This window comes from Desulfobulbaceae bacterium, assembly GCA_015231515.1.
Lineage (GTDB): Bacteria > Desulfobacterota > Desulfobulbia > Desulfobulbales > VMSU01 > JADGBM01.
Genome location: JADGBM010000094.1, coordinates 1 through 11,588 on the forward strand (window position 1 = coordinate 1; position 11,588 = coordinate 11,588).

10 protein-coding genes are annotated in these 11,588 nt (G+C 42.6%); all 10 read left to right on the plus strand.

Annotated features, from left to right (window positions below):
• Positions 1-167, plus strand: a 167-nt coding sequence (locus tag HQK80_12600; GenBank protein MBF0223043.1) for a WecB/TagA/CpsF family glycosyltransferase, incomplete at its 5' end; no start/stop codon positions are given.
• A gap of 107 nt (positions 168-274) precedes the next feature.
• The gene (locus HQK80_12605; protein ID MBF0223044.1) at positions 275-1,621 is read left to right on the plus strand and encodes a hypothetical protein; all 1,347 of its coding nucleotides are present in this window, start codon (positions 275-277) and stop codon (positions 1,619-1,621) included.
• A 110-nt stretch (positions 1,622-1,731) separates the two neighbouring features.
• Entirely contained in the window at positions 1,732-2,583 is an 852-nt protein-coding gene (locus tag HQK80_12610; protein MBF0223045.1) for a class II fructose-bisphosphate aldolase, read from the plus strand.
• Entirely contained in the window at positions 2,583-3,365 is a 783-nt protein-coding gene (locus tag HQK80_12615; protein MBF0223046.1) for an HAD-IA family hydrolase, read from the plus strand. The genes HQK80_12610 and HQK80_12615 overlap by 1 nt, the downstream gene beginning before the upstream one ends.
• Positions 3,366-3,799: 434 nt before the next feature.
• Complete coding sequence (locus tag HQK80_12620) at positions 3,800-6,040, plus strand: PAS domain S-box protein (protein ID MBF0223047.1); 2,241 nt, start codon at positions 3,800-3,802, stop codon at positions 6,038-6,040.
• Positions 6,040-6,471 (plus strand): response regulator, encoded by a 432-nt coding sequence (locus HQK80_12625; protein ID MBF0223048.1) that lies wholly within the window; start codon positions 6,040-6,042, stop codon positions 6,469-6,471. The genes HQK80_12620 and HQK80_12625 overlap by 1 nt, the downstream gene beginning before the upstream one ends.
• An 85-nt stretch (positions 6,472-6,556) precedes the next feature.
• Positions 6,557-7,144, plus strand: coding sequence for a MarC family protein (locus HQK80_12630; protein MBF0223049.1), 588 nt, complete (start codon positions 6,557-6,559; stop codon positions 7,142-7,144).
• A gap of 360 nt (positions 7,145-7,504) precedes the next feature.
• A complete protein-coding gene (locus tag HQK80_12635) occupies positions 7,505-10,129 on the plus strand; it encodes a DEAD/DEAH box helicase (protein ID MBF0223050.1) in 2,625 nt (874 codons plus the stop codon).
• On the plus strand, positions 10,104-10,382 hold the full coding sequence (locus tag HQK80_12640; protein MBF0223051.1) for a hypothetical protein: 279 nt from the start codon (positions 10,104-10,106) through the stop codon (positions 10,380-10,382). Before HQK80_12635 ends, HQK80_12640 begins: the two co-directional genes overlap by 26 nt.
• Position 10,383: 1 nt before the next feature.
• The coding region (locus HQK80_12645) for a putative DNA binding domain-containing protein (protein ID MBF0223052.1) at positions 10,384-11,588 on the plus strand (1,205 nt) is incomplete at its 3' end.

Below are 11,588 nucleotides of genomic sequence, written 5' to 3' on the forward strand. Positions count from 1 at the left end.
TCGTGGCCGGCAAGGTAAAAAGGGCACCGCTCTTTATGCAGGATATCAGCCTCGAATGGCTCTACAGAGTCTATCAAGAACCGCGGCGGATGTGGAAAAGATACCTGATCACCAATCTAAGATATTGTTTCTTACTACTAAAAGAACTGCTGACTCCGCGAAAATAAACAGACAGTTTTTAACTTCGGCAACAGCAGCAAAATTGATTTATCAATTGACTTCTGAGTTATCTTTTTAGCTTATCATTTTATAATTCATCGGTTAAAAATTTAGCATGACAGTGATTGAGAGAATAAAAAATGATCGTGACGGCGATTTGATCAAACTACTTGATTATGCCAAAAGCAACGGCATTCCCGGCTATACCTTTCCCGGTAACAAAACATTATTGCTCCCCTGTTTTCAGTTAGTCAGAAACAAAGCGGAAATTTTCGCCAACCATAAACCCGTCCTGACTATTTCAATCGGCGGCTCAAATGTCAAGATCATGTTGGCCTCTATGAAAGATGGCAGGGTGCAGGTTCAGCAGTTGCTGGCTAAAGCAAACCCAGAAGTCATGACGGAATTTAATGATTATTTTGCTGATCTACTACTGACGAAACCCGAATTCAAAGATTATCTAAACAAGGACGATGCTATCATCGGTGTCTCTATCGCTGTAGCCATTGTCAACGGCATACCTTTACATCCCAGCAAAGTTCCTTTTGTCAAAAACCTAATTGCTAGGGATTATAAAAAAGACCTGTTAACACACAATTTCTGCGAGAATCTGCAAAATTTTCTCACCGCAAACAAACTTAAAAAAGCCGAAATCTATCTGGAAGGCGACTGTCCCTTGGCTCATCTTGGATCGGTAATGATGTCTGGCCTCAGTGCTGCAGAGCCGTCATTTCTATCCATCTGCGGCACAGGAATGGCCACAGCTGAAGATGAAATTTTTATTTTATTTTCTTGGGCTAAAATGCTCACCGCGGAAGATCCTGAACTTTTCCCGGCCACAGAAACTGAAGGCGGTCAGTTTCAATATTGTGTGGCCGGCAAAGGACTCTGGTCTTTTATGCGACGAGCTGTCATCTTAAAGTCGAAAGAAGCGGGATCACAACTAGCAAGCGCCGAAGTGCTAAAATGGTTCACTTCCGCCGCTGATTCCAAAAATGTCGGTCTGATTTGGGAGAGTGCTTTACCTGATGGCGGTAGCAACGCGAAATCCGCAGAAATCAGGGCAAGTATGCCGGCAGCTGCCTTTGCCGAATTGCAAGAACTCTCTCTGGCAATCATGGCTAAGGCTGTTTCTGTTTTTGTTAACAATACTTTAGCAACCCTGATTTGCTTGGGAGAAAAAGCCGTTAATAAAAACTGCCACATCTTTATTGAAGGCAGCATTGCCAACAACAAATGCTTTTACCCTAGATTTAAAAAAGAACTGGAAGAACGCTGTGCTGATCAGCAGCTTTTTACAAAAATCGACCGAAAAATGCCGGCCATGCCCGTCATATTAAATGATGTAATCAAGGCTGATCCAGCCGGTAACCTTCCGGCTCAGCTAATGAGAGAAGTGGATATTACCTCGGTCGGTGCGCTAAGCCTAGCCATCGCCAAGCAAGAACTGCATAAAAATTAATTATTTTCCACCCTGTTGAGCTAGTGGTTTGAAGCTTTAAATTCGCTAATAAACTGAATTTTCAGTAAGCCGGTGCTTTACTTTTTTATATACCAATAAGGAGATCAAAAATGGCTATAGTTTCAATGAATGATTTGCTGAAACCAGCTTTTAAAGAGCGTTACGGAGTAGCAGCCTTCAATATTATCAATGATGTCAGCATGCTGGCAGTTTTAAAAGCAGCTGAAGAATTAAATTCTCCTGTCATCATCCAAGTATCTGTAAAAACTGTAAAGTACTGGGGCGCAAAAATGATCCAGTATATGTTTAGCGAAATGGCCAAAGGTGTCAGCATCCCAGCTACTCTTCATTTAGATCACTGCCCCTATCCAGAGGTCATCAAAGAATGTCTGAATGCTGGCTGGAATTCTGTGCTCTATGATGGATCTAGCGTCAGCTTTACAGAATGTATGCAAAAGACCAAGGAAATCGTAAAAATGGCACATGACATGGGTGCCACTGTGGAAGGTGAAGTGGAAGCCGTGAAAGGCGTAGAAGATGGTATTGGCAGCGATGACGACGGTCCAATCATTCCTTTGGAACAGGCAGTACAATTCATTAATGAAACCGGCATTGATTGCTTTGCCCCTGCTATTGGCACAGCACACGGAACCTATAAAGGCGAGCCGGTGATTAACTCCGCAAGAGTTTCCGAAATTATCGCCGCCGTTAAGATTCCTTTAGTCTTACACGGTGGCACCGGTTTAAGTCAAAAAGTCTTTACTGACCTAATCAACCGTGGTATGGCCAAGGTTAATATTTCTACTCAATTAAAAATTGAATATGCCGACAGTTTGAACAAATACCTGAGTGCCAAACCGCATGAATACAATCCTATCAAACTGATCGACGCCAGTTTATTGGGCATGAAAGATATGGTCAAAGGCTTTATTAAAATCTTCGGCTCGGAGGGTAAAGCTTAATGGACAAAAATAATGTATTACTATTTGACTGCGATGGAGTTTTAGGAGACACCGAACGCTACGGTCATTTGCCTGCTTTTAACAAAATGTGGGCTGAAAAAGGCGTTGATTGGAAATGGTCGGTAGAACAATATGGCGATAAATTAAAAATCGGCGGCGGTAAAGAAAGGATGTTAAGCCTCTTTGCCGATGAAGATTTTTTAAGCATTTTCAAAAAACCTTGCAACAGTGTGGAGATCGATGAAATAATCAAGTCTTGGCATAAATCAAAAACAGCCATTTATAAAGATATCATCTTTTCGGGAAAAGTGCCAGCCCGTCCCGGCATTCCGCGCCTGATTAAAGAAGCTATTGACGCTGGTTGGACTTGCGCTATGTGCTCAACTTCTGCGGTGGAATCTGTTGAAGCCGTTCTAGTACATGCTGTCGGCCAAGACTATGCCAAGCGTTTTGCTGGAATTTTTGCCGGCGACATGGTTAAAGCCAAAAAACCAGCCCCTGATGTTTATCTGCTGGCCGTGAAAGAATTGGGCATAAAACCTGAAAATTGTGTTGTCGTGGAAGATTCTGAAAACGGCTTAAAAGCTGCTAAAGCGGCACAAATGAAATGCTTGGTCACAGTCAATGGTTACACTAAAGACGAAAATTTTGGCGGAGCTTCTTTGGTGGTCAGTTGCTTAGGCGATGAAACAGAAAAATGCCAAGTCCTTGCCAATCCCTTTAATTTGAAAATAGATAATAATATTGACCTCGATATCATCAAGCAAATAAAAAAATTATAGTTCTGCCAAGCATAAATTCAAAATCCTAACTTTCTGTAAGAGCTCTGTTTGTTGCAGGAAGTTATTTTTATAATCAAAATCCGTTCCAAATTACGCTAAAGCGCAATTGAATTTCCATTTGACGGATTTCATTTTTGTCACCTCAATAACAAGCAAGCCTTGAATTCACTACACAGCTAATCCAGGCGCCAAAGTGGCCTTAATTCATATCAATCTGTGATGTCGCTACATAAATTTGAGGTGAAATATTATATTTAGCTTCTAGCCTCAATTGGCCATTCTAGGGTGCTTTTAGGGTAAAAATCAACATTTAAGCATTGTTTTTCAAACCCTTAAGTTATAATTTTAGTAAAAAAATTTACTCCACTTGTTAGATATCTGAAAAAGCGACATATCCTAGCCGCTATGAGCATATTTACTAATTAGCAACGCACATGGAGGACACGAGCGAATTTACCGCTAACATAGCCGACCTAGCCCGCTTTCCATCTGAAAACACCAGTCCTGTGATAAGAATCTCCACGACTGGCAAGATTCTTTACCAAAACGAAGCGGCGACGGCAATCAGTGGCGCATTGTTAATAGACATAAAAAAGCTTCTTAAATTATGCCTGTCCGGCAAATCAGACACTCTGGATATGAAATTTGATAAGCTGGCATTTTCAGTCAAGGCTGTCCATATTGCGGAGCGTAACTATTTAAACCTATACTTTACTGATATAACACACAGGGTGGAAGCTGAAGAGTTAGCCCGCAGATCTTCCGAAACTCTGAACCTGTTCCGACATTTGATTGAAGAATCAAGCGATTCCATTTTCGTTATCGATGCTCGTACAGGGCGCTTCCTAGACTGCAACAATAGGGCGTGTATGTCATTAGGATATCTTCGCGAGGAAATCTTAAAACTGCATGTTGCTGAAATAGAAAGCACTTTTGCAAATAATTTCGACTGGGAGAAATTTTATCAACGTTTCAAAAATATAACTTCTACAACTATGGTTGGCCGTCATAAACGCAAGGATTGCACTTCTTTTCCTGTGGAAGTAGGTGCTAAATATCTCGCCATCAACGGTCATGAATATATGGTGACCATAGCCAGAGATATCAGCGAAAGAATAAAAACCGAAGAGGAATTACGGCGTCAAGAAAGATTTCAGCAATCACTTCTCGACGATATGCTTACCTTTGTCGGCATCCTGCACCCTAACGGCGACATCATCTTCATCAATAATACCCCACTAAAGATTGGCGGTATACGCTTGAAAGATATCAAGGGCCTTAAATTTTATGATGCCCCTTGGTGGACTCATCGTGAAGATGTTCGCAACACCGTCTTCGATGATATCAAACGCTGTGCTAATGGTGAAGTTATGGCCCATGACATCGAAATCCTAACCGCTGATGGCTCACTAATGTGGATAGAGTATAGCATGCATCCTATTTACGATGACGCCGGCAATGTTGAATTTCTGATCCCAGAAGGGCGAGATCTCACCGAGCGTAAGCAGCTGGAAATGGAACTGATAAAAGCAAAAGACCGCGCTGAAGCAGCCAGTAGAGCAAAATCAACTTTCTTGGCCAATATGAGTCATGAATTGCGCTCTCCGATGAATGGTATTCTCGGTATGATTCAGGTTCTTGAAGACACGAAACTAAGTGAAGAGCAATTTGAGTGCGTCACTGATATCAAAAACTGTACCGAAACGCTGACCAACCTTCTCGCTGACATCTTGAATATTACTAGCATAGAAGCAGGCAAAACCGTTATTTTTCCCCGTGAATTCGACTTAGAAGATTTACTCAGCGATATCAGGAAGCTTTTTAGTATGGAAGCAGCCAGAAAAAACTTAGCTTTCACTTCTTCCATTGACAAAGAGTTTAAAATATTTACGGGAGACCCCTTACGCCTTAAACAGATCATCAGCAACTTGGTCGGCAATGCCATCAAATTTACCCATGAAGGTTCGGTTACCATCAAGATTTCAGCTTGTAATCCCGAAGCTTCCAGTCTTTCCATCATAGTCGAAGACACCGGCATCGGCATCCCTGATGACCGTCTCACTTATATTTTTGAATCCTTCGAACAGGCTGATAATTCCATGACCCGTTTATACGGGGGCTCCGGCCTGGGACTTTCCATCGTCGATAAACTGGTCAAGTTGATGCAGGGCACGATTGAGGTTCAAAGTAAGGAAGGTCAAGGTTCAATTTTCAAAGTCATCCTGCCCGTCATGAAGGAAGAATTAGCTTCACTCACCTTAACAGAAGAGGCTGAGACTGAGGCCATCTGCTGCTTAGCCGAACGGGTGTTAGTGGTCGATGATGATTTTGTTAACCAGAAAGTATTGGCAAAACTGATGAAGAAAATCTCTCAAGAAGTGCTGACGGCAGAAAGCGGAGAAGAGGCCTTGGAGCTGTTCGCTTCACAAAAATTTGATTGCATCCTACTTGATGTAAAGATGCCCAGCATAAGCGGACTAGAAACTGCCCGAATAATGCGTGATCTGGAAAAAAAACACGGCCGGCCGGCAGCCACAATTATTGCGGTTACAGCTCATGCCCTCGATGAAGACCGCAAGATCTGCCTGCAAGCTGGTATGGATGCCTATATAGCCAAACCAGTCTGTTTCCAGAAACTTAAAACCCTTTTAGGCAAATGTCAAAAGCAGAAATAATGAATAGTGATCTTGAATTTATACACAGCACCTTGATTGTTGATGATGATCCGATTAGCGTGAAAATTGCAACTACGCTGAGTGCCAAGTTTTCCCGAATCGTCGATGTCGCCAATGATGGCGAAACAGCCCTTAAGATGTTGACTATCTTCAAATATAAACTGATCCTGCTGGACATCATGATGCCTGGAATAAACGGTTTAGAAACCGCCTATAGAATACGGCAGCAGGAAATTAAGATGAAAAGAACACCCAGCATCATCATCGCCATCACAGCTTATGCCAATAATACAAACCGAGAAGATTGCCTGCGAGCCGGCATGAATGACTTCTTTGAAAAACCACTCGACTTCAAAAAACTAGAAATATCAGCACGGAAGCTTTTACAACTACAAGCGATGAAATCTGAAGAAGATTCTTCAGCTGAATAACAGCACTAAAACAGCTTAGCTTTTTTCGCTATGTTGTTAATACTTTGAGAGTGTTATAATTTCCTTGTCATTATAGGTAAATAAAATGTTATTCTTAGAATTCTGGCAATGTTTTTTACCTTTGTTTGTGGCGGTTGATGCGATTGGCGTCCTGCCCTTATTTATTTCGTTAACTGAAGGGGTCGAAAAAACTCAGCTCAAAAAAATTATCATTCAATCTATTCTCACGGCCACCATTGTTGCTGTGGCCTTTTTATGGTTCGGCCCGTCTCTGCTGTCATCCCTAGGCATTTCTGTTTCAGATTTCATGATCGCCGGAGGCATTCTACTTTTAGCTATTTCCTTGAGCGATCTTATTTCCGGAGAAAAATTGCAACGACAAACCGATGCTGAAAGCCTAGGAGCTGTACCGATTGGAGTGCCACTAATTACCGGTCCGGCAGTGTTAACCACCTGTATCCTCCTGAGTAACATTCATGGACATTTACTGACTACGGTAGCCCTTATCGTAAACATTATAATAACCGGACTTATATTTGTCATTGCAACTCCTATTACCAATGTCTTAGGCAAAACGGGAGCCAAAATTGCCTCTAAACTGGCAAGCCTGCTGTTGGCAGCTATTGCGGTGATGTTAATTCGTAAAGGCCTGACCGGAATAGTGGATTTATAATAATTGCTTAGCAGTTTTACTTTTTATTGCTGAAAACTCTGTATTCTCTGTACCTCTCATTTATTTATAAAAATAGATTTCTGCAGCGCTTAGAAATTCTTCGAGGATCAGGCATGATATTAAATATTTGTAAAACAGATATTTTTTAACTAAAAACGACAACTTTAAAAAAATGCTTGCAAACTGTTGGTGTTTGCATAAACATTCAGCTGCTTAAAATAAAGTCATGAAAAGAAACTCCTACTGTTATTTATCGATGGATAGAGGAAAGGGCTATGCTTAGACATAAGGTCTGCCAATACTGGAAAATATCAACAGGCAGAAATAAATGACAGAATTAATTCTGTAGGGGTAAAAATAATGCCCCAGACAACCTACGCCCCAGGAATGCGCCTTGAAATAAGAGGTGAAGAATGGGTTGTTAAGCGGGTTAATACCATTTCAGGTTGTCATTCCAAAGCTCTTACAGCTATTGGAATCTCTGAATTGGTAAGGGATAAGGAATCAATCTTTCTTGACGGACTGGAACTTGATCACGGAAATGGCATCAAAATATTAGATCCAGCAGACATAGAACTAAAACAAGATAACTCTGAGCGCTTTATCCATGGAAAACTTTTTGTGGAAAGCCTTCTCAGGCAAACTCCTCCCATTGACAACAAGTTGTATTTAGGTCATCAAGGAGCTGTTGATGATGTTCCTTTTCAACTTGACCCAGCTTTACAAGCTCTGGAACTACCTCGACAACGGATCCTAATTGCCGATGCTGTTGGGCTAGGAAAAACTATAGAAATAGGCATCCTGCTAAGTGAACTTATTCGCCGAGGGCGAGGTAAACGCATTCTTGTAGTCACCTTGAAGAGTCTAATGGCACAATTTCAAAAAGAGCTTTGGCATAGATTTACAATTCCTCTTGTCAGGCTCGACTCCAGTGGCTTACAAAAAGTGAGAAACAATATTCCCACCAATGCCAACCCCTTTAGTTACTACGACAAGACTATTATCTCAATCGACACCCTAAAAAACGACAGTGAATACCGGGTTTATTTGGAAAACTGCCATTGGGATATTGTAGTAATTGACGAAGCCCACAATGTTGCCGAAAGAGGAAATCAAAAATCTCAACGAGCAAAAGTAGCCAAATTACTTGCCGAACATTCAGAATCTATGATTTTAGCATCAGCTACTCCCTTTGACGGCAACCCTAGGTCTTTTGCTAGCCTGATGAACATGCTTGACCCAACTGCAATTGCAGATCCTGAAAACTATGGACCTGAAGATATTAAAGGACTTTATCTTCGCAGATTCAAGAAGGATATTAATGAACAGGTCAAGGAATCTTTCAAGGAAAGAACTATCCGCAAAGAAATGTGCATAGCCAGCAGTTTAGAAGAATCCGTTTACGAAAAGCTCTCTACCCTCAAATTGGAAATGATCGACCGCCGAAAGGTAAAAGGTCAACACCTATTCAAAACAGTGTTGGAAAAGTCAATGTTTTCCAGTCCGGCGGCCTGCTTGAAAACAGTCAATGAAAGGCTGAAGCGCCAATCCAAGGTTTTGGATAATCTCAAATTAGAGGATGCTAAAGCTTGTGCCAGAGACATCGAAAAACTTAAAGAGCTTTCTGGATTATTACAAGCCATCACAGCAGAAAACTACGGAAAATATCAGAGCTTGCTTTCCCTACTTAAAGACAAAACGGCATTGAACTGGACGGGAAAATCCTCTGACGACCGACTGGTGATCTTTACTGAACACCTTGAAACTTTGACTTTTCTAAAAACTAATTTACAGAAGGACCTGAATCTCAATGACGGAGCTATTCTTGAGCTAAATGGTTCCATGTCTGATATCGACCAAATGAGCCGAGTTCAGGATTTTGGAGACCCCAACAGCAAGGTTAGATTATTGATAGCATCAGATGTAGCCTCCGAAGGAATCAACTTGCACTACCTCAGTCACAAAATGATCCATTTTGATATTCCTTGGTCATTGATGACTTTTCAGCAGCGTAATGGTCGTATCGACCGCTATGGGCAAGAACGGGAGCCGCTTATTTGCTATCTCCTCACAGAATCCAGCAACGAAAATGTGAAGGATGACAATCGCAACCTAGAAATTCTTATCAAAAAAGACCAACAAGCTCAAAAAAGTATTGGTGATCCGTCTGCCTTAGGTGGTTATGATGTTGATTCTCAGGAGCAACTCACTGCAAAAGCTATGGAAGGTGAAATTAGCTCTGATGAATTCGAGAAATCTCTTGAAGAAAAACCAGACTTTCTAGATATTATGTGGGGAGAAAAACCCATACACACTGGCAAAGAGACCATCGTCAAAAAGGGGCAACTTCCTCGACTCTTCAAATCAGACTGGGACTACTTCACCCGTGCCCTCACAGAAGTTCAGCGCCGGAACAAGCTGCAGGTAGCTAGGCAGGATGACCGTCAGATCCTTACCATAACCCTGAATGATGAACTCAAACACCTTTTTAAAAACCTACCCAAGGAAATTGTGACCAAAAATGGAGAAATTCACCTTTGCGCCCATCGAGAATACCTTAAGCAAGAAATCAAGGCCTTGCGTAACCGCAGTACCGAAGAATCAGACAATTCTTGGTTACAAGCTCACCTGCTCTGGGAAAACCACCCGCTAATGGATTGGATATCTCACAAAGCCTCCTCTCATTTTCGCAGAGGAGAAGCCCCAGTGTTGACTCTGCCCACTATCCCTCAGGGTGAAAGCTGGTTTCTCATATACGGAATGATGCCAAACAAAAGAGGCTTGCCTGTCGTTCAAGACTGGTTTGCCGTTTACTACGAACAAGCTAGCTGCAAGGGCATCAAAACACTTGAGGAATTCCTGAGGGCAACTAAAATCGATCGTCAGGAGCATCCTAATTCAGGTTCAGAAATAAACTTGGCACATCTACTTACAAAATATCGATCGGGCTCTCCAACACATGCACAACAAGCGAGAGCAGTTTAACGAAGCTATGAGCCCCCGCCTTGATAACTATCTCAACGAGTTAATTCAACTCCAGGAAAAAAAGGAAGCTTATCTCAATAAGGAACTTACCGAAAAAGCCTTTATGAGTAATGAAGCTCGAAAGCAGTTAAAGGAAAAAGAACTCCGAAAAGTTAACGAGCTTTTTCAGCACTATACCAAGTGGTATGAAGACAGTATGCAAACGGAGGACAAGCCTTACCTGAGGATAGTTTGTGTAGTAACAGGTTGTTAATTTGAAGTTGAAAGAACTACAACAACTAGTCGCTAAAGGGGAAAGTGAAACCCTCGAGTTCAAAAAGAGCACAGGACAACGAACCCGTATAGCCGAGACACTTTGTGCCTTTCTCAATGGCAAAGGTGGTAAGGTCATTATTGGTGTTACCGACCAAGGAGAAATCATTGGTCAGACCATTGGTCAGGGAACTCTTGAAGGACTCTATCAGGAGATTAACAAGTTGGAACCCGCCATGGTGGCCGAAACCCAAAAGGTCGAACTGGCTGACCACAAGGTAGTACTGGTTCTCTCTGTTAGTGAGGGGCAAACAGTCTACACCTTTGATGGCCGTCCATTCATGCGCCAAGGTCCTACCACTGTGCGGATGCCACAAGACCACTTCCGTGCAGAGCTGGACAGGCGCGCCACTCGCCCCTCACCTTGGGAGGTACTTCCTGCTGAGAAATGCAGTTTAGATGATCTCGACCACGATCAGATCCTGACAACTCTTAACGAGGCTATCCGTAATCAACGCCTGCAAGAACCAGGACATCGTGACCCGGAAAAGACCCTGATCGGTCTAGGCCTTATGAACGACAGTGGCATTACCAACGGAGCAATGGCTCTGTTTGCCAAATCTGATTCCATATTTGCTGATTATCCCCAGTGTTGCCTGAAGATGGCTAGATTCAAAGGGCTAAATAAAAACGAATTCATCGATAGTCAAATTGTTCATGCCAATGCACTGGAGCTATTCGTTAGAGGGCAGGAATTCTTGATACGACACCTTCCTGTGGCCAGCACCTTTGAAGAAGGCAACCCCTACCGAATCGACATTCCTGCTTTACCGACACTTGCAACTAGGGAGGCACTGGCCAACGCCCTTATCCACCGTGACTACAGCTCTCGTGGCGGAAGTATTTCCTTGGCCGTCTACGATGATCGTGTCGAGATCTGTAATTTCGGAGGCCTTCACTTTGGCATGAAAGTGGAACAGCTCCTGGGCCCCCATGAGTCCCACCTTTGGAATCCCAAGATTGCCAATGTTTTTTACCGCAGAAAGATTATAGAAACCTGGGGTCGTGGCACCAACAGAATCATTGAAGCCATGCAGGAACAAGGTTTGCCCGAGCCAATCTTTACAAGTGAAGGCTGTGATTTTAGGGTAACTTTCAAGCTATCCGCTTCTGATCGTGGAGCTAAAGCCACCGCTACCCCCCAAAT

What these genes read in the sequence shown, in the direction of transcription:
- HQK80_12615 (MBF0223046.1), top strand. Translation starts at nt 2,583, where the DNA reads ATGGACAAAAATAATGTATTACTATTTGACTGCGATGGAGTTTTAGGA.
- HQK80_12635 (MBF0223050.1), top strand. Translation starts at nt 7,505, where the DNA reads ATGCCCCAGACAACCTACGCCCCAGGAATGCGCCTTGAAATAAGAGGT.
- HQK80_12610 (MBF0223045.1), top strand. Translation starts at nt 1,732, where the DNA reads ATGGCTATAGTTTCAATGAATGATTTGCTGAAACCAGCTTTTAAAGAG.
- HQK80_12625 (MBF0223048.1), top strand. Translation starts at nt 6,040, where the DNA reads ATGAATAGTGATCTTGAATTTATACACAGCACCTTGATTGTTGATGAT.
- HQK80_12620 (MBF0223047.1), top strand. Translation starts at nt 3,800, where the DNA reads ATGGAGGACACGAGCGAATTTACCGCTAACATAGCCGACCTAGCCCGC.
- HQK80_12605 (MBF0223044.1), top strand. Translation starts at nt 275, where the DNA reads ATGACAGTGATTGAGAGAATAAAAAATGATCGTGACGGCGATTTGATC.
- HQK80_12630 (MBF0223049.1), top strand. Translation starts at nt 6,557, where the DNA reads ATGTTATTCTTAGAATTCTGGCAATGTTTTTTACCTTTGTTTGTGGCG.
- HQK80_12640 (MBF0223051.1), top strand. Translation starts at nt 10,104, where the DNA reads ATGCACAACAAGCGAGAGCAGTTTAACGAAGCTATGAGCCCCCGCCTT.